The organism is Desulfobotulus sapovorans DSM 2055 (assembly GCF_059569355.1).
Map to the genome: position 1 here is coordinate 34,397 of NZ_JCANVJ010000002.1, position 18,618 is coordinate 53,014.

Genomic DNA, 18,618 nt, shown 5'->3' on the forward strand with positions numbered 1-18,618 from the left:
GATGAGAGGAGGTTTGTTGTGTTTCGTGTGGAAATTGTCGGTTTGAGTCTGGATCCGGAAAGCCATGAACCCGTTATGGTTCTGAAGAGAAGCGATGGGGATGAGGCGGTGACTCTGGTGATCGGGCATTTTGAGGCTGCCAGTATTGTGGCTGCCCTGCGGAAGGAAACCCAGACACGGCCCCTTACCCATGATCTCTTTGCAAAATTTATCCGTGAAACCGGGTATCGTATGCTCAGGGCTGAGGTGGTGGATATGGAGGAGGACGTCTTTTTTGCCAGAATTTATCTGGGATCGGATACGGAAGACTCCTTTTATATGGATGCAAGGCCCAGTGATGCCGTAGCCCTTGCCCTGAGGTTTTCCGTTCCGGTATTCATGGATGACCGGGTATGGGAGAAATGGCATCATGCGGGGCAGACCCTGGAGGCTCCCATGGGGGAGGCTGTGGACACCAGTGAGGAAGGCCAGAGATGGTCCCATGTTCTTGAAGGAACCGATCCTGAAAGCTTCGGCCATGCCTGAGTGCCATGGCATCCGATCTCATGTGGTATATCAATAAATGGGTTTTATGCAGCAAGAGGATAAGAGGAAAGTATAGGGCTTTTCCATATCGGGGACAGGGTTTCAGGATTTGTCCGGGAGCGCCTGCGGGATGCGGGCGCTCCCTAAAAATTTTCAGAACTATGAACTGGAAAGCACAGGAAAAGCTGTCAGGAGTGCTTATCCATGGAGTCCCCTTCCCGTTCCCTTAAAGGCCAGCTCGCTGAAAATTTCGCTGAAGCTGGGATGGGCATGCAGGGTTTCGGCCAGATCCTTCAGCTTCAGCCCCCTGGACACCGCCAGGGTCGCTTCCGCCACCAGTTCTGTGGCATGACGTCCCACCAGATGACAGCCTACAATCCTGCCGCTTCCCTCTTCTGTCACCATGATGGCCTCACCGGAGAGGGCATCCGTGGCATGGGCCTTTCCCATGCTGCGGAAAAGCACCGCTGTACTGCGTGCGGTGAGACCTTTCGCCCTGGCCTTTTCGAGAGACAATCCCACAAAAGCGACCTCCGGTTCCGTAAAGATGGCCGAAGGCGTGGCGCTGTAATCCATGAGCCGTTTTCCGCCCATGGCGTTCTCTGCTGCCACATCCCCTTCCATGGAGGCCACATGGGCCAGCATGACTCTTTCGGGACCTGTGACATCCCCAATGGCAAAGACACCCGGAACAGCGGTTTCCATGGCGTCGTTTACCGGGATATAGCCCCTGGCGTCCGTTTGCAGGTTCAGGGTTTCAAGGCCCAGATCTTCGGTATTGGGGCTGCGTCCGACACAGAGAACCAGGCAGTCGGCATGGATCTCTTCTCCGCTGGTTTCCGGAGCCGCAGTCTTTTGCAGCTCAAGGCGCAGTCCCTGATGTTTCTGTTCCATGGAGACGATTTTTTTACCCGTATGCAGACCGATTCCCCGCTTTTTGAATTCCCGCATCAGCAGTCTGGAGGCTCCGGGGTCCAGATCAGGGAGGGGCAGAATGCGGTCTGCCATTTCCACAAGGTCAACCTTGCAGCCGAGACCGGAAAGAATGGAGGCGAATTCACATCCCACCACACCGGCTCCGAGGATGACGGCGGATGCGGGCAGGGATTTCATGCGCAGAAAATCGTTGGAAGAAAGGCAGAATATGCCGTCTACAGGAAGAGAAGGAAGGCTTGCCGGCCGGGTTCCCGGGGCAAGAATCAGACGATCCCATGCCAGGGTTTCCCGGCTTTCCCCAGAGGTGATGGAAAGCAGGCCTTCCTTTTCAATGCGGGCCTTTCCATAGACCACCCTGATTTTATGGTGCCTGAGCAGGGATTCAATGCCTTTTTGCTGGGTCAGGATGACGGATGCCTGTCGGGTCTGCAAAGCCTCCATATTGAGCCGGGGGGCACGTTCCAGCTCAATACCAAAACGGGAGGCATGACGTATCTCCTGCATCAGGGCTGCGGCACTGACCATCACCTTGGAAGGAATGCAGCCCCAGTTCAGACAGGTGCCTCCCAGGGCTTCCTTTTCCACCAGTGTGACGTCGGCTCCGGCCTGGGCTGCGCGAATGGCCGCCACATAGCCTCCAGGGCCTGCCCCTACAACAGCGATGCGTACGCTCATGGTGCTCTCCAAATTTTCCTTGTTTTTCAGTAGATTGTCATGGAATCAAAGCGACAGTGACGCATGGGCCTCCCGATGCGCCCAGGTTTCAGTCTGTGGATCGGGAAAGCTGTACACCTTCTTCTGTCATTTCCACTTTTTTGGCCTTGAGCAGTCCACCGACGGCACGTTTGAATTCTTTTTTGCTCATGGAGAAGAGGCGGTAAATGGTATCGGGGGGTGTTTTATCCGTGCAGGGGACAAATCCCCCTGCGGTTTCCAGGGTGTGGAGTATCCGTTCCGCAGAAAGGGAGAGGGAGGCGTATCCCGGTTTTTTCAGCATAAGATCAATTTTGCCATCGGCCCGGATTTTGGCGATATACCCTGTCTTCTGATCCCCGATGGCCAGTTTTTCAAAGGTTTCGTTCAGGTGAATCATCCCCTCATAGCGCTGGTTGATCACGGCCTGAAAGCCCAGTTTGGTGATGTTGTAAATGAGAAGGGAAACTTCCTGACCGACTTGCAGATCGGAAGGATTCTTTTCACAGGACCGGCTGATGCGGGTGGTACCGTATACCCTGGCTGTGGCTTCATCGAGACAGAGGTGTACCACATGCTTTTGTCCTACGGCCATGGGGTGGCGCTGCTGGTTGAGGGGAACCAGAAGATCCTTTTCAAGACCCCAGTCGAAAAAGGTTCCAAAGTCCGTAACGTCTTTCACGGTCAGCAGGGCGTAGTCATCTACCATGGCCCTGGGAGTGAGGGTGGTGGCAAGGGGTCTGTCTTCGGAATCCGTATAGACAAAAACCTCAATCCTGTCTCCGAGGGCAAGGTTTTCGGGGACGTATTTGTTGGGAAGCAGCACTTCTTCTTCACCGGAGCTCAGGTAAAAGCCGAATTCCAGACGGCGTTCGGCCACAAGGGTATTCATTTTTCCGATTTTCAGCATCTCTTTACTTTCGTAGGGCATGTTATTGGGGACAAATACAGGGTGTTGCTGCTCCGTCAGGGGGCTTCAACAGGGCTGCTTTTTGCGGGGCCTTGTTCCTGAAGCCATTTACTGAGAATTTTTGCCATATGATCTGGAAAGAAGGGCTTGGAGAGATGGTCATTCATCCCTGCTGCCAGACAGGCTTCCCGCTCTCTCTCCATGGTGCAGGCGGTCATGGCGATGATGGGCACGGTTCTGTTCTGTACCAGATTTTCCAGGGAGCGGATACGCTGTGTGGCTTCAAGGCCGTCCATCACGGGCATCTGAACATCCATGAAGACCAGGTCATAGGCCTGGGTTTCCAGAACCTTCAGGGCTTCAGCACCATTTTCCGCGATGTCTGCACAAAGGCCAAACTTATTGAGCATCCCCCTGATAACCTCCTGATTGGTGAGGGTATCCTCCACCACAAGAATTTTCGGGTTACGGCCTTTCAGCAAGGATTCCAGAACGGGCGCAGGCTGGCGGGAAGAAAAAATTTCGGCCTCATGCTGCGGTTTTGTGAATTCTGCCGTGAACCAGAAGGTGGAGCCTTCGCCATCCCGGCTGTGGACGCCGATGTCTCCGCCCATCAGTCGGACGAGTTCACGGGAGATGGCCAGCCCGAGACCGCTGCCACCGTATTGTCTTGTGATGGAAAGGTCAAGCTGGTTGAACCGTTCAAACAACTGTTCCTGTTTATCCTGTGGAATACCAATCCCCCAGTCCTGTACGGAAAAGAGCAGGGACACCTGCCTGTCGTCTTCCTTCTGCATCGTCACCCGGAGCCTTACCTCACCCTCCGGGGTGAATTTGATGGCATTCCCGAGAAGGTTCACGAGAATCTGCCGCAGCCGACCGGCATCCCCCATGAGGAGGGTGGGGACATGGGAATCCTCGTCCAGAAGGAGTTCAAGTTTTTTCTCTCTGGCCGGAATTTCCATGAAAACAAAAAGATCCTCAAGCAGGGTTTTCAGGTTAAAGGCCTGAATGTCCAGCTCCAGTCTGCCGGCTTCAATCCTTGAAAAATCCAGAATATCGTTGATGACCCGCAGCAGAGATTCGGCACTTCCCCGTATGGCGCGGGCATAGCGGCTTTGCTTTTCTTCAAGATCCGTATCCAGCAGCAGGCCCGTTATGCCGATGATGCCGTTCATGGGAGTTCGGATTTCATGACTCATGGTGGCGAGAAAATCCCCTTTGGCCAGGTTGGCCTTTTCTGCCCGAAGGGCCATCTCCTGGGCCTGGGCAATGGTTTCTTCCAGAGCCTGATTGGTAAGTTCCAGTTCTTCTCTGGAACGGGCCAGAGCCATTTCCGTCTGTTTGCGTTCGGTGATGTCTATCATCACGGACAGAATGTATTTTTCATCCTCATTTCTGATGATTTCTCCGGAATAAAGGCCTTCCCGGATTCTGCCATCCTTGCAGTGCAACTGAATTTCCATATCGTTTATCCGTCTTTGGGCCAGCAGTTTTTCCGTCATGATTTTCTGGATGCAGGGCTGGGGGAAAAGGCGCAGAAGCTCGGGCGTTTTTCCAATGACTTCCTCACGGGCATAACCCAGGGTATGGAGAAAGCTTTCATTCACATCCATGAAGACGGCCTCGGATAATGTGGACAGGGCCATAAGGGCCGGATTGTTCCGGAAAATATTTTCAAAGCGTTTTCTGGTTTCAATTTCAGGGCGAAGATCCTTGGAAAGACCAAAAATACAGGCCTCACCATTCCAGCGGCCATGCCAGGCCCGGGTTTCCATGGGTAAGGTTCTGCCGTCCTTTCGGATCAGGGGCAGGGGGCAGGTACTGCGTCTTCCCGCCAGAATGTCTTCCAGAATGGCCTGCACCTCTTCGATGACTTCCGGTGGGTGCAGATCAATGATGTGCATTCTCTGGCATTCTTCCGTGTCATAGCCGAGATATCTGCGGAAGGCTTCATTGGCAAAAAGGATGCGGCCACTGGGTTTCACCACAGTGACAAGGTCTCCGATGCTGTCGAAAAAGGTGCGGAAATTGGCCTCGCTTTCCCTCAGCGTTTCCTGACGAACCTTCATATCCCTGTGGATGAGGATGATGAGCGGGAAAAAAAGCAGCAGAGCCATGATGGATGTTGGCGGAATGGTTCTGGAAAGGATGGTTTTTTTCCAGTCTCTGGCGTCAATATCTGCACCCAGTATGGCGATAACCGTTCCCGTTGTCTGACTTTCAAGGGGGACAAGGGCGGAGACCCAGATTCCCCAGGAATCGGGGAGGGGGCCTTCCACAAGGCCGCTTCGGGTATCAAAAATGCGGCGCAAGGCCTCCGAAGCTTCGGGATAGGGGGTTCCGGGATCAAGGGGGGCTTCACACTGGTCACTGTCCGCCGTGCTTTCCAGAAAAAAAAAGATATCGCCATTGACCTTTCTGCCCATAAGATAGATGGATGCATACTGGGGATGGATATGGTGCAGGAGCGTCATCCGTTCCAGAAACTGCTGCTGGACGGGATGGCGTTCTCTGCCTGGAGTTTCTGGAAGGCTGAGAAGACTTTCCGTATCAAAGGCCATGGCGGCCAGCCGGAGTTGCAGGAGAAGTTCTTCCCGCATCTGGCGGTCTGTGTGCAGGCTTGTCCAGATGGCAAAAAACAGCAGGAGTGTAAAGAAGATCAGTCCAAGAGCCAGATTTTTAAGGGAAAAGATTTTGTACCCCGGAGGCGATTTCATGGGAGAAGGGGGCATGACCAGCTCCTTTCAGGGCACCTGCGTCCTGATTGTTGCATCTGCGAAGGGGGAGCCTGTATGAAAAAAATGAATCCGCCGTTTTTTTTGAGTGCCTGATTTTATAGGGCTTGGGGTCGGGAATTTTTTGAGAAGTCGCCCAGGGACTCCGGATGTATCTGTTTCATGGTGAGACGGAAATGTCGCATTTCAGTAGTAAAAACGGTATAGCATGGGTGCGTTTTTGTTGCAATTGCAAAAAATGAAGGGGCGTGTTGCGGGATGTCAAAGAGTCCTGCTGATCGTTACCGCCCTGAAGTATGGGAGTGATCAAAAAATGATGGCCGAAGCTGGGAGGGAATCCCCGACCATAACAACACAGCGGGAGGAGGAGTGGTGATGAACTGCAATCAGGAAGAAAACCGGAAAACCTGCACCTGTACCTATCCAGGATGCCCCAGGCAGGGAAACTGCTGTGCCTGTATCCGGTATCACAGGGCCAAGCGGCAGTTGCCCGCCTGTTTTTTCCCCGAGGATGCGGAAAAAACCTATGACCGTTCCTTTCAGCACTTTGTACGCCTGGTCGCCGAGGGCAGGATCTGAAGTGCAGGGTCTCTGCCCGGCGGCCATTCTGAGGGGAAGTTCTGTCGGATGGCCGTGTCAGGGGCCTCATTCCATGACTTTATCGGGTGAGGCCCCCGATTTTGACTCCTTGCGGATGAAGGGTGTTATTCCGGGGACATCGTCTGGCCCTGACTCAGGGCTTCCATGAGCAGCCTGTGAATTTCCAGGGCTTTTTGGGGATTTGTCTCTTCCAGTTTGCGGAAGGCTTCCGGTCTGAACAGGGCGACTTCCGTCCGGGTTTCCGCCACATAGGCGTGGGGTGTCAGCCAGGGGGCGTAGGCCGCCGGTTCAGCAAAAAAGGTCCCCGGCCCGAAAGCCCGGAGCTTGGCGTGTTTCCCTCCTTCTGTCGCCAGGTATTCCCGGATAAGTCCTTCCCGCACAAAGACCATGGCGTCCATTTTCTGTCCGGCCCGGACAAGCATTTCCCGTGTTTCAAGTCGTTTTATTTCCAGCAGAGGATGCAGGTTTTCCATGAGGCTTTCCACCTTTTCCTGGCAGGCAAGACGGCGCAGAAGGCTCTCGGAAACGGAATCAAAAAGGGCATCCTTGATCTCCCTTTTCTGGAGGTGTGACTGTCCCTTTTCCCTTTGCAGAATTTCAAGGAGCTGGTCTTCACTCCATTCCAGGGCTGCGTTCCGGTTTTCAAAGGTAAGGAGTGGGATCTCCAGATCGTTTCCAACAGACGGGTACAGCAGTTTTTCAAAAAGGGGCGGTACACCTGCCAGAAGGACGGTAATCTCACGCTGGCGGAGTTTATGGGTCAGCCGGACAAAATTGTTCACAGAGGAGATGTCAAAACCTGAGATGCGACTGAAATCCACAAGGATGAAGCGTGTCGGCCTGTCATCGCTTGCGTCCATGATGTTTCTGGAGAGGGTGCTGACGGAGCCGAAAAAAAGGTAGCCCGTAAGCGTAAAGAACTGGATGCAGTCCCCGTGTTCCATGAGCAGACGCTGATGGGGCAGAGGGCGTTGCCGGGTGCTGTGGACTGCTGCACCATTGCCTGTGCCTGCGAGGGCGGGGATGCGGCTGAACCGGAGTACAAAGAGTCCCGTTGTTGCAAAAAGACCGAAAAGCACTCCCTGGAGATAGCCAAAGAGACCAATGGCCGCAAACACCAGCAGCACGATGACGTAGTCCGCTGTGGGCATCCGCTTTCGTGTGTCCAGAATGAATTCCGATAAAAATGAAATTCCAAGGAGCATGAGGAAGCCTCCCAGAAGGCCCTTGGGAAAAAAGGAGAGAATCTGCCCCCCGAAAAGGAGGACACAGATCATGAGCAGGCCTGCACTGAGTCCCACAAGGCGGGTTTCCGCGCCGGTTTTAAATCCCAGTAAGGAAAGGCTGATGGAGGTATATCCCGCTGGTGCACCGACAAGGGCGGCCAGCAGATTGCCGCTGCCATTCACCATGAGTTCCCGGTTGGTATCGAGATCCCGCTGAGAGGCCATTTCAATGCCGCTGGTATTGAGCAGAAGGCCGATGAGGGCGATGAAGGGAATGATGGCCAGGGTGGGGGCTTCATTCAGAATGGCTGTCCATTGGATGCTGCTGAGATCGGAAAGACTGAAGGCGGGCCAGATGCTGGTTGTGGAAAAGGGGGCAAAGAAAATACCCAGGTTCCGGGCTTCTTCCATGGAAATGCCGAAGAGGGGCAGAAGGGCATGGCAGATCAGCAGGGCCAGCAGAAGGGCACCGGGCATGAGAAAAAAATGTTTCCAGCGTTGCATAATAAGAAAAAGAGCAAGGGCAAAGGCGGTTCCGGGAATCCAGAGAAGCAGAAGGGAAGGCTGAAAGAGGAGGGGAAGGGTATTCCGGGAAAGGGACAGACCCGTCATGACTTCAAGGCTGCCCGCACTGAGAAGCCAGCCCGTTCCCGCAAGAAATCCCGCCACCACGGGATAGGGCATGAAGCGGAGCAGTTCTGCAAAGCGCAGGCGTGCTGCCAGAATGAAGAGCAGCCCTGTTGTCAGGGTGGAGACCATCAGCCCGGCAGTCAGGGTGATGAAAACCGTATTGGCGTCGCAGGCAATGAGGGAGCTTGCCATGCCCGCCGCAGCTCCTGCAAAGATGGCTGTGGGGGCATCCTGGGAAAAGTTGATGCTGGATTTGAATCCACCGAACAGGGCGGTGACAAAAAGGAGAAGGGTGGTACCGGCAAGGGTCAGGCCCATGGCCCTCTGGGCATGTTCCTGCAAAGGGCCTGCAAAGATCATGACTGCAAAGGATATCTGCATAATGAGGGTGACCAGACCGCTCACAAGGCCCATGCTCATGCCGGAGAGCGCTTTGGAAGAGGAAAGGTCTGCAAAAATTTCCCGTATAAGGGAGAGCTGAGGAGGCATTGGGGGATCCCTTGTTCGGATTATGGGAATGGGCTGAATGGAAGATACATACGTATGGAAGGCTGTTTTGTCAATCCTGTCGGAAAAAGTACAGGGAGCGTGCCGGGCTTATCTGCGACCCCTCTCACAGCCGGCTTGTCATCAGGCAGAGGATGGGCTAGGAAGTTTTTGAGAGCTTTTTCAATAAAGACTGCGGGTGTGGGATTTCTATGCTGTACACCGGTAAGCAGAGGAGAAGAGAATGCGTGCGCATTGTCTGCAACATGTTCCGTTTGAAGGACTGGGCAGCATCGCCCCCTGGCTACAGGCTCAAGGATACGAAGTGACGTATACACGGTTTTTTGAAACAACGGATTTACCGGATGTCCGAAGCATCGATTTTCTTGTCATCCTGGGTGGCCCCATGAGCGTGAAGGATGAAGGACGGTATCCCTGGCTTGTTTCAGAAAAACGGTTCATTCGTGACTATATCGCTTCCGGAAAGCCGGCTTTGGGCATTTGTCTTGGGGCACAGCTCATCGCAAGTGCATTGGGAGCGCGTGTTTTTCAGAATCCGGTAAAGGAAATCGGATGGTTTCCCGTTCATGGGCTTCATTCCGGCGAAGGGGAGATCTTTGTGTTTCCACCATCCGAGATGGTTTTCCACTGGCATGGAGAAACCTTTGACCTGCCGGAGGGAGCCATACGGATCGCCAGAAGTATCGGGTGTGAGAATCAGGCCTTTCAGCTTGGAAAAAACGTGATCGCTTTGCAGTTCCACCTTGAGACCACGCCGGAATCGGCACGGGAGATCGTCCTCCAGTGTCGTGACGAACTGACGGTATCCCCTTACATACAGAGGGAAGAGGATATCCTTTCCGCAGATTCGGAGCGTTACGCATCCATCAACGGCCTGATGGGGAGCCTGCTTGGTTTTTTGCTCTCCTCCCCTGGAGCAGGGTGCGGCAGGCAAAACGGATAACAACAAGGATATTGCCATGCTGGAGGCGCTGCGTGCCCGGAGAGTCTGTCTTTCTCCGGAGACTGTGATTGAAGACGGGGTGCTGTTGCTGGGCGGGGGCAGGGTGCTGGATGCCGGATCTTACGGAGAGATGCGTCAGCACCTGGGCTGTGCTCTGCGGGATCTGGGAGAGGTGACCCTGATACCGGCCCTCTGCAATGCCCACACCCATCTGGAACTCAGCCACTGCCTGGGAAAAACCCGTATGGGTGAGGGCTTTGTCCCCTGGTTGCAGAGCCTTTTAAAAAATGATCTGCAAGGCTGTTCCGCTGAAGCGCTGGACAGGGCTTTGGAACCGTTGAAGACCCAGGGCACGGGGTATCTTGTGGATATCGGCAGCCGCAGTCCCCAGGCTGTGGCGAAAGCCCTGAAAAGGGCTGGACTCCATGCCACCCTCTGCGGGGAAGTTTTTGGGTTTTCTCCCCTGACAGGGGAAAGACCGCCTCTGCCGCCGGCTTTTGCAGAACTGGTGTCTTTTTTTTCGGAACCGGTGGCCGCCGCAGGCCATGCCCTTTACTCCACCTCTCCGGAAAATCTCCGTCAGGCCCGATCCTGGAGTCTGAAGCAGGGCCGTTTTTTTTCCATGCACCTTGCGGAATTTCCCGAAGAGGAAGAAATGCTGTGCACAGGGAAGGGGACGCTTTTTGATTTTATGGCCGGGCCTGTGCTGCCCCCATCCTGGACAGCTTCAGGACTTGGGCCTGTGGCCATGGCAGAAAGGGAGGGGCTTCTGGGGCCGGGAACCCTTGCCGTGCACTGCGTCCATACGGATGCCCCGGACAGGCGTCTTCTCAGGGAGAGGGAGGTGATGGTCTGTCTCTGCCCCCGCAGCAATGCGGGAATGGGGGTGGGAACGGCTCCTGTCCGGGCCTTTCTCGATGCGGGCATTCCCTGCTGTCTGGGAACGGACAGTCTCGCTTCGAACGGGGATCTCGATCTCTGGAAGGAGCTGCGCCTGCTGCTGGAAAGTACCTCTCTGAATCTGAAGGAGATCCTGGCCCTGACTTCCGGGAATCTGGCCCGTCTGCCGGGTTTGCAGCATCTTGGAGGACTGACACCGGGCAAGGCGGCCCTGTGGACGCTTCTGCCTGAGGATCTGGAGGCGGTATACCGGAGGCAGGGGGTCTGAAAAAAAATATCCGATAAAGGAGACAGGAAGAATGGGGCTTCAGGAGAACATGATACAGCCGGTTCTTGTAACCGGAGCCACCGGTTTTATCGGTCGCAGAGTGATGGCAAAACTCCTTGCGGAGGGTCTCCGTGTCAGGGCCCTTGTACAGCCGGAGACCGCCATTCCAGAGGAATGGGAAGAAAAGGTGGAGATTATCCGGGGCAGCATTGCCGATGCTGAAGCTGTCGCTGATGCTGTCAGGGGTACGGGTACCCTGCTGCACCTTGCCGCCCTGGTATCCGACTGGGGGGACGAAAACCGGTTCCGGGAGTGTACCGTTGAAGGAAGCCGGTATATTTTTGACGAGGCGGTGAAAAACAGGGCAAGGGTGCTTCTTGTTTCCAGTGTGGTGGTGTATGGTGATGCAATCCGGAACGGAGTGTGTCCTGAAGAAACCCCCTTTGGAAAGACCTTCGGGCCTTACAGCCGCACCAAGCAGGCCCAGGAAAAACTCGCCTGGGAATACCAGGAGAAAAAGGGGCTTTTACTTTCCGTCGTCCGGCCTGCCAATGTTTACGGCCCGGCTTCCGGCACATGGCTGCATGACGTGGCACCTGTTCTGAAACGCGGTCTCCCCTGTCTTATTTCAGGCGGAAGACAGAATGCCGGTCTTGCCTATGTGGACAATGTGGCAGACCTCATCCTCCTTGCCGCTTCCAGCGATGCCGCCCTTGGCCGCGCCTATAACGCCTGTGATGCTCTGGACATCAGCTGGAAGACCTATTTTTCAGATCTTGCCTCCATACTTCAAGCCCCTGAACCCCGGTCTCTTCCGTGGCTGATGGCTAAAGTGAGTGCCGGACTCTTCGAATCCCTGTGGAAGTTTCTGGGTCTCCGGCATCGCCCCCCCATCACCCATGAGGCTCTCAACCTTGTGGGATCGGACAACCGTTTTCCCATGGATCGTGCCCAAAAGGAACTGGGCTATGTTCCCCGTATCCGCTATGCGGAAGGTATCCGGCGGATTCGGGAATATGTATGCATCCAGAAAAAAATGACGTTTTGATCGCACCCCATGGTGGCTTTCCTGAAGTGGGGGGATCTGTTTTTTTAACGGATAACCTTTTTACCTCAGCCATGGTTTCCCTGCCGGAGCATGGGAACACTGGGGGCAAGGCGGCAAGGGGATTTTTATGTCCTCAGGGGAATGGCATAGGATCACGGGCAGGATCTCAGCCCCCCAGCGCATTCACATGGAGAACCGGATCAATGAGAGCATACCTGGGATTCATTCCCCTTGGTGTTGTTGGCCTTCCTTTTCTGGTTGCAATGATCCGGCAGGCCCTGTTTTACAGGGGCTGCATGGACGGTTTCGGCTATGTTCTCATCGCAATGGCAGCCTTCATGTTCGGCGGTGTCCTGAATGTGATCTATCTGGTTGTTGCCGCTGCCACGTATCCTGCCTGCTTCAGAGTTGAAGGCCGATGGCAGGGCATTGCCGCGAAAGCCGGATTTGCAGCCGCTCTTCTGTTGTTTGTGGTTCAGATGGTTGTTCTGGCAGGTATTGTGTGGAAGAGGTTAAGTATGGACTGAATACGGCTAAATGATGCCCCTGCAGACTCCATGAAGAGGTTTGGGAATTCAGGCGGAGACTCTTTTCCATCTGTGGGCGTCATTTTTTTTGATGCAGCAGGATTTCAGGTCAAAGGTTTGCAGGAAACCATCGCAGGCGATGACATGTGAAGGAGGGAATATGGGATCAGATGCGGGATTTGTGGAATATGTCCGGGATCAGGTTTCAGGCGCAGGAAACATCACAAGCCGAAAAATGTTTGGAGAATTTGCTCTGTACTGTGATGGGAAGGTGGTGGGGCTTATCTGTGACAACCAGTTTTTTGTAAAACCCACCCGTGCAGGGCTTGCCCTTCTGGGAAGTATCGCCGAAGCCCCGCCCTACAAAGGGGCCAAACCCCATTTTCTTCTCACCGAACAGCTGGAAGATGGTGACCTTGTATCCCGCCTGATCCGGGTGACGGCAGACAGCCTTCCCCTTCCGAAGCCCAAAAAGAAGAAAACCGTTCATACGTCAGAATAGGGAAGAGGAGGTGGGGAGTCCCACCTCCTTTTACGCCTAAGGGCCTGTTCCAAATGGAAGTCCCTATTTTATTGAGGGGCTGATGCCGGGCAAGGGGATCGTGAAAATCTTTTTGCCCAATGACCCGGAAATGATTTTCAGCAATCAGGCCAGCTGACCGCCATCACAGATCAGGGTAATGCCTGTGGTGAAACTTGAGGCATCACTGACCAGATACAGAACCGCTCCGGCCATTTCCTGGGGCTGGGCGTAACGGCCCATGGGAATCTGTTTCACGGCATATTCCCGGATATCATCGTTCTGGATCAGGGCTCCGGCAAATTTGGTGTCCGTAAGACCGGGAAGCAGGGAGTTCACCCGGATCTTTTTGGGAGCCAGTTCCTTGGCAAAGGCCTTGGTCATGGAGATGACGGCCGCCTTGGAGATGGAATAGGCCCCCTGGAAGAGGGCAGGGCTGACACCGTTGACGGAAGCCACGGTCACAACGGCACCGCCTCCGTTTTTGTCCATGATTTTTGCAGCCGCCTGGATGAGAAAGAAGGGGCCTTTCACGTTCACATCCATGATCTTGTCCCAGGCCCCCTCATCCACGCCGAAAAGATCCCCGAAATAGGGATTGGTGGCCGCATTGGCCACAAGAATGTCCAGGCGGCCCAGCTCCTGGTCGATACGGTTCACAAGGGTTTTTACCGCCTCAATCTCCCCCATGTGGCAGGCCATGACCGTGGCCTTGCCACCGGCTTTGCGGATGTCTTCGGCCACAGTTTCCAGGGCTTCGGCCTTACGGCTTGAAAGCACCACATGGGCACCCTGGGCGGCCAGTGTTTTGGCGATGGCTTCACCAATGCCCCGGCTTGCGCCGGTAATGAGGGCCACCTTGTTTTCAAGGGAAAAAAGGTTCTGCATGGGGAGGACTCCTTTTCGGTTCCGGGGTTCAGGGAAACGGCTGCATTCCGTTTTTTTAAGGATTTTCCGAGATGATTTTCCGACAGGCCTCTTCAAAGAAGCCCACGGCGTAGACGAGGAAGCCAAAACGGGCATCATGGGTCTGTCCATGATAGAAACGGTAGTAGATCTGCTGGGCGATGACGGCCAGACGGAAAAGGCCGAAGGCGTAGTAAAAATGAAAGCCTTCCACATTCCTGCCCGTCCTTTTTCCGTAGGCGGCCACCACCTCCTCACGGGTCATCATGCCGGGAAGGGTGGTGGGCATGAGCCGGGTGAATTTCAGGTTTTCCGCATCCGTCTCATTGATCCAGTAGGCCATGGAAGCCCCCAGATCCATGAGGGGATCACCGATGGTGGCCATCTCCCAGTCCAGAACACCGATAATGCGGGTGGGGTCGTTGGGATCCAGCACCACGTTGTCAAATTTGAAATCATTGTGGATGATGCCGGGGCTGTCCGTATCTTCCGGTTGTTTTCTGGCCAGCCAGTCCATGGTGGCCTCAAAATCCGGCACATCCGGTGTCCGGGCATCCCGGAATCTTCTGGACCAGCCCTCCACCTGACGTTTCACATAGCCCTCAGGCTTCCCAAAATTTTCAAGACCTGCGGTCTGGATATCCAGAGAATGCAGATCGGCCTGGGTGGTGACAAGGTTTTCACAGAGCTTTCGTGCCTGCTCCGGTGAAAGGCTGAGGCCTTCGGGCAGCTCCTTTCGCAGGATAATGCCGGGAATCCTTTCCATCACATAAAAATCACAGCCCATGATGTCCGGATCCTCACAGAAACAGAGAGGCTCCGGGCATAAAGGAAAGACCGGTCTCAAAGCGGTGAGGATTCTGTATTCACGGCCCATATCGTGGGCTGTTTTTGCCTTTTTGCCAAAGGGCGGACGGCGCAGCACCATTTCCCTGTCTCCTGAGCGCAGGAGATAGGTGAGGTTGGAAAATCCGCTGGGAAACTGATGAATACGAATTTCTTTTCCAAGGTCAGGGATATGGTTTTTCAGATAGGCAGAAAGTCTCGTCAGATCCAGTTCCTCTCCGGAACGCACCTCTCTGGCTTCATCCCGAATGCTCATGATATCTCTCCTGCTGGATGTTCCGGATCAGGGATGCCCTTTTGGGGATGGGGCGTGACGGCAAGGGCTGAAAGAACAAAGCCAATCAGAAAAGAGCTGTAGTCTTCAACGCTTATGCTTCGTTTTCTGTACTTCCAGCGTTTCAGATACCAGTCCTGGAGCATGGCCTTGATCATGGCTGCTGTGAGGCTTGTATCCTGCACCTGGAACTCCCCCGCCGTTTTTCCCTTTTCCAGGATTTCCACAAAAATGGATTCCGTTAACAATTCACTTTGAATGGCTTTTCTGGCCTCTTCCCTGCCAAGGTTTTTGGTTTCCATGTAGGAGAAGTAAAACCACTGCTGCATGTTTTCACTGAGATAAAGGTGGGTACGGATGGCCGTTTCCAGACGCTCTTTCGGACTTTCCGGCCCTTGCAGAGCATCTGTCAGCACTTCGGTCACGAGCCTCCGTCCCTGTTCCTGCATGAGGTTGAGAAGGGCTTCCTTCCCTGAAAAATAGGAGTAGAGACAGCCCATGCTCAAGCCGGATTTTGCCTGAAGATCCCTGAGGGTCATGGCGTCAAACCCCTTTTCCACGGCAAGCCCCAGGGCGGATTCCACAATGAGCACCAGGTTTTTGACGGCGGTTTCTTCTTTTTTGACCCGTATGACATCCGTTTTCTGGCGGAACATGTTCCGGCACACAGCTTCCAGGGAAATGTCATAGCGTTTCTGAAAGGTCTCAAAGTCCATTTATATGTACCGTTTGAGAATCCGTTTGGCCATGGCCGTTTTGTGTACCTCGTCCGCACCGTCATAGATGCGGGCTGCCCGTTCATGGCGGAAAAAGTAGGCGAGGATGGTGTCGTCTGTCATCCCAAGACCACCGTGTACCTGAAGAGCCCGGTCAATGACATGCTGCATCACACCTGCGACATAGAACTTGATGGCGGAGATCTCATCCCGTGCCCTGGCCGCACCCACCTGATCAATGCACCAGGCCGCATGGAGAGTCATGAGCCGGGCGGACTGGATTTCCGCAGCCGATTCCGCCACCCACTGCTGGACGATGTGGCGGGAGGCGAGGGTCTGGCCGTCCCGGGTGATTTTCCGGAAGTTGGCCCGTCTGCACATGAGGTCAAAGGAGCGGTTGCAGATGCCGATCCAGCGCATGCAGTGATGGATGCGGCCCGGCCCCAGGCGATCCTGGGCCATGACAAAGCCCTGGCCCTCGGAACCGAGAAGATTTTCCTGGGGAACCCGGCAGTTCTGAAGGATAATTTCCCCATGGCTGGCGTAGTCTGTGCCTTCGTGTCCCATTACCGGGATATTGCGCACAAGGTTGAAGCCCGGAGTGTCCGTGGGTACGATGATCATGCTGGCCTGGGCGTAGGTGGGGGCTTCCGGGTTGGTCACGGCCATGACAATGCAGAACTGGGAGCCATCCGCAGCCGTGGTGTACCATTTGTGGCCGTTGATGATGTAATCCTTGCCATCCTTGACCGCCGTGGTTCCCAGAAGGACGGGGTTGGAACCGGGCATGTCAGGTTCGGTCATGCCAAAGCAGCCCCGGATGTCTCCGGCCACAAGCGGTGCCAGCCAGCGCTTCTGCTGTTCTTCTGTGCCGTACATGTGGAGAATTTCCGCATTCCCCGCATCCGGTGCCTGACACCAGAAGACAAAATGGCCCAGGGGAGAACGGCCCAGAGCTTCGGACACCATGGCATGTTCCACCATGGAAAGCCCCATGCCGCCCAGCTCCGGCGGATAGATGGGGGCCCAGAGCTCCATCTCTTTGACCATCTTCTGCTTTTCCCGGATCACGGGAAGCATTTCATGGAAATCCTTTTTGACAAACTCCTTTTCCAGAGGGAAAAGTTCCTTTTCCACAAACTCATTGATCATTTTCAAGATGGTCTGCATCTTGTCGGATACGGAAAAATCCATTGTAACTCCTTAGCTATCGATTAACGGTAGGTAACCAGTTCGGGTTTCTGACAAAGCTCCAGATGGGGGGCAAGGTTCCAGGCATGGAGACGGAAACTGTCCCCTTTGCCCGTGACCCAGATGCTCATGGATGTATTGAAACACTGCCAGGACATGGTGATGGCCTTTTTGGGCGGGATCTGGAGGAAAAGATGCATACAGGCCGCCATCACCCCACCGGAAGTGACGATGGCTGTTTTTTTCCGGCCCCCGAGATCCAGATCGAGAATCCCCCTGTGCACCCTGCGGCGAAATTCAAACCAGCTTTCCACGGGAAGGCTGCCGTTTTCCATGTCCATCCAGCGGTCCAGCACTTTCCCTAAAATCCTCTGGAAGGCCTGTTTGTCTGCCACCATGTTTTTAAGATCGTTGGCCGCATCCCCGTTTTCCGAGAGAATTCCGGGAAGCATTTCCCGGAAAACGCCTTCGGAATCATATTCATTGAAGGCGGGCAGCAGGGAAAGATCCGGGTTCTGAACCCGGTCGTTCAGTTTTTCCATGAGAATGCGGGCTGTTTTTTCCTGACGGCTCAGGGTTCCGGAAGCCAGCAGGTCAAAACGGGTGTCCGTCCGTATCAGGTAGTCTGCCAGAAGCTTTGCCTGTTCTTCCCCTTTTGGGGAAAGTCGGTCGTAGTTGGCTTCACCAAAGGAGGCCTGACCGTGGCGGATGAGGTAGAGCATACCCATGTCTTTTCCTTTCGCTCTTGCGGATCAGATTGTATCCGATGCTGAGGCAGCATACGTGGCGGGAATGGGAGGGTCAAGGAAAAAAAGAACGAACGTTCGATTTTTTTATCCGACGGCACAGGAGCGGTGCCAGAGAGTTTTTTTCGAAAAAAAAGTGGTCTTGCAGGGATAAAAATCCGATGATACTTTACGGTCAACTCAACGCTGCTGCATTCCCTCCTGCTCAGAAGCCTTTTTTCCGTCGCAAAAGGAAAATAGGACTGAAAAAGGAAAGAGATGACCGGTATTCCGGGTAATGGTTTTCACGAAGGATCCAGCATGACAACGCGAACTCTGGCAACGCAGGATATTCAGATCAATGCCCCCCATGGCACGGCACTCAATATCAAGGTTGAAGGGATTGATCTTCCTGTCCGGATTACCAGCCATCTTGTGGGAATGGTAAAGGACGAGTATCTCCTGATGACCCACCCCACCCCCTTTGCCACCATCAAGCCCAAGCTATTTCCCGGAAACAACCTGATTCTTCAGTACCTGCATGAGGGAACGGTGTTTGTATTTGGTGTCAAGATCCGGGAAGTCATGAACAGTCCCATACGGGTGGTGCTGCTGGACTACCCGGACAAGATGGTCAGCCGACGCCTGCGCTCTGAACAGCGTACCCTCTGTCGTTTTCCGGCAGGTGTGTTTTTCAAAGGGGCCTCCAGGAATGCCACGGTTGAGGATATCAACGCCAAAGGATGCCGCATTGTCTCCACCTATCAGCCCGCAGAAAAGGTGTATATCGCCCGCGTCGGTGACGTACTGAAAATTTCCTTTCAGCTTCCTGTGCAGAAGGAAGGCTGTACCCTTACGGGAACGGTTCGGAATGTGGCAAAAAATAACCTCACGGTCTCCTATGGGGTGCAGTTCGATCCCCTGACACCGGAGGTCGCTGCGGCCATCAAATCTTATGTTGAAGGCAATTACTGCCTCATTCCCTGAGA

17 protein-coding genes are annotated in these 18,618 nt (G+C 54.4%); 8 read left to right on the plus strand and 9 right to left on the minus strand.

The window, feature by feature from the left end:
- Positions 1-18 precede the first annotated feature (18 nt).
- A complete protein-coding gene (locus BR04_RS02875; RefSeq protein WP_496354480.1) occupies positions 19-525 on the plus strand; it encodes a bifunctional nuclease family protein in 507 nt (168 codons plus the stop codon).
- 198 nt (positions 526-723) lie between these two features.
- Here the strand turns inward: BR04_RS02875 and lpdA are convergent, their stop codons facing one another.
- The 3 genes from lpdA to BR04_RS02890 form a co-directional block, all read right to left on the minus strand.
- Positions 724-2,136, minus strand: a complete 1,413-nt coding sequence (gene lpdA, locus BR04_RS02880) for a dihydrolipoyl dehydrogenase (RefSeq protein WP_496354481.1) — start codon at positions 2,134-2,136, stop codon at positions 724-726.
- An 88-nt stretch (positions 2,137-2,224) separates the two neighbouring features.
- Entirely contained in the window at positions 2,225-3,064 is an 840-nt protein-coding gene (locus tag BR04_RS02885) for a CvfB family protein (protein WP_496354482.1), read from the minus strand.
- Positions 3,065-3,120: 56 nt separating this feature from the next.
- Positions 3,121-5,799, minus strand: coding sequence for a PAS domain-containing hybrid sensor histidine kinase/response regulator (locus BR04_RS02890; RefSeq protein WP_496354483.1), 2,679 nt, complete (start codon positions 5,797-5,799; stop codon positions 3,121-3,123).
- A gap of 378 nt (positions 5,800-6,177) precedes the next feature.
- Here BR04_RS02890 and BR04_RS02895 point away from each other — a divergent pair, with 378 nt between their 5' ends.
- Positions 6,178-6,381 (plus strand): DUF6485 family protein, encoded by a 204-nt coding sequence (locus BR04_RS02895; RefSeq protein WP_496354484.1) that lies wholly within the window; start codon positions 6,178-6,180, stop codon positions 6,379-6,381.
- Between the two features lie 125 nt (positions 6,382-6,506).
- Here the strand turns inward: BR04_RS02895 and BR04_RS02900 are convergent, their stop codons facing one another.
- Positions 6,507-8,747 carry a SulP family inorganic anion transporter gene (locus BR04_RS02900; RefSeq protein ID WP_496354485.1) on the minus strand — a complete coding sequence of 747 codons (2,241 nt, stop codon included), beginning with the start codon at positions 8,745-8,747 and terminating at the stop codon, positions 6,507-6,509.
- 241 nt (positions 8,748-8,988) lie between these two features.
- Here BR04_RS02900 and BR04_RS02905 point away from each other — a divergent pair, with 241 nt between their 5' ends.
- The 5 genes from BR04_RS02905 (at position 8,989) to BR04_RS02925 (ending at position 12,953) form a co-directional block, all read left to right on the plus strand.
- Positions 8,989-9,708, plus strand: a complete 720-nt coding sequence (locus tag BR04_RS02905) for a type 1 glutamine amidotransferase (RefSeq protein WP_496354486.1) — start codon at positions 8,989-8,991, stop codon at positions 9,706-9,708.
- The gene (locus BR04_RS02910) at positions 9,656-10,876 is read left to right on the plus strand and encodes an amidohydrolase family protein (RefSeq protein ID WP_496354487.1); all 1,221 of its coding nucleotides are present in this window, start codon (positions 9,656-9,658) and stop codon (positions 10,874-10,876) included. Before BR04_RS02905 ends, BR04_RS02910 begins: the two co-directional genes overlap by 53 nt.
- Positions 10,877-10,907: 31 nt before the next feature.
- Complete coding sequence (locus tag BR04_RS02915; RefSeq protein WP_496354488.1) at positions 10,908-11,924, plus strand: NAD-dependent epimerase/dehydratase family protein; 1,017 nt, start codon at positions 10,908-10,910, stop codon at positions 11,922-11,924.
- Between the two features lie 203 nt (positions 11,925-12,127).
- Entirely contained in the window at positions 12,128-12,451 is a 324-nt protein-coding gene (locus tag BR04_RS02920) for a hypothetical protein (RefSeq protein WP_496354489.1), read from the plus strand.
- A gap of 160 nt (positions 12,452-12,611) precedes the next feature.
- Positions 12,612-12,953, plus strand: coding sequence for a TfoX/Sxy family protein (locus BR04_RS02925; RefSeq protein ID WP_496354490.1), 342 nt, complete (start codon positions 12,612-12,614; stop codon positions 12,951-12,953).
- A gap of 144 nt (positions 12,954-13,097) precedes the next feature.
- On the opposite strand, the gene BR04_RS02930 is transcribed toward BR04_RS02925, so the two are convergent.
- From BR04_RS02930 to BR04_RS02950, 5 genes are read right to left on the minus strand one after another with little or no spacing between them, the layout of a single operon-like run.
- Entirely contained in the window at positions 13,098-13,859 is a 762-nt protein-coding gene (locus BR04_RS02930) for an SDR family oxidoreductase (protein WP_496354491.1), read from the minus strand.
- A 55-nt stretch (positions 13,860-13,914) separates the two neighbouring features.
- Positions 13,915-14,979, minus strand: a complete 1,065-nt coding sequence (locus tag BR04_RS02935; RefSeq protein ID WP_496354492.1) for a phosphotransferase family protein — start codon at positions 14,977-14,979, stop codon at positions 13,915-13,917.
- The gene (locus tag BR04_RS02940) at positions 14,976-15,713 is read right to left on the minus strand and encodes a TetR/AcrR family transcriptional regulator (RefSeq protein ID WP_496354493.1); all 738 of its coding nucleotides are present in this window, start codon (positions 15,711-15,713) and stop codon (positions 14,976-14,978) included. Before BR04_RS02940 ends, BR04_RS02935 begins: the two co-directional genes overlap by 4 nt.
- A complete protein-coding gene (locus tag BR04_RS02945; protein WP_496354494.1) occupies positions 15,714-16,907 on the minus strand; it encodes an acyl-CoA dehydrogenase family protein in 1,194 nt (397 codons plus the stop codon).
- Positions 16,908-16,927: 20 nt separating this feature from the next.
- Complete coding sequence (locus BR04_RS02950; protein ID WP_496354495.1) at positions 16,928-17,632, minus strand: histidine phosphatase family protein; 705 nt, start codon at positions 17,630-17,632, stop codon at positions 16,928-16,930.
- Between the two features lie 318 nt (positions 17,633-17,950).
- Here BR04_RS02950 and BR04_RS02955 point away from each other — a divergent pair, with 318 nt between their 5' ends.
- Positions 17,951-18,616, plus strand: a complete 666-nt coding sequence (locus tag BR04_RS02955; protein ID WP_496354496.1) for a flagellar brake domain-containing protein — start codon at positions 17,951-17,953, stop codon at positions 18,614-18,616.
- The last annotated feature ends 2 nt before the right edge of the window (positions 18,617-18,618 follow it).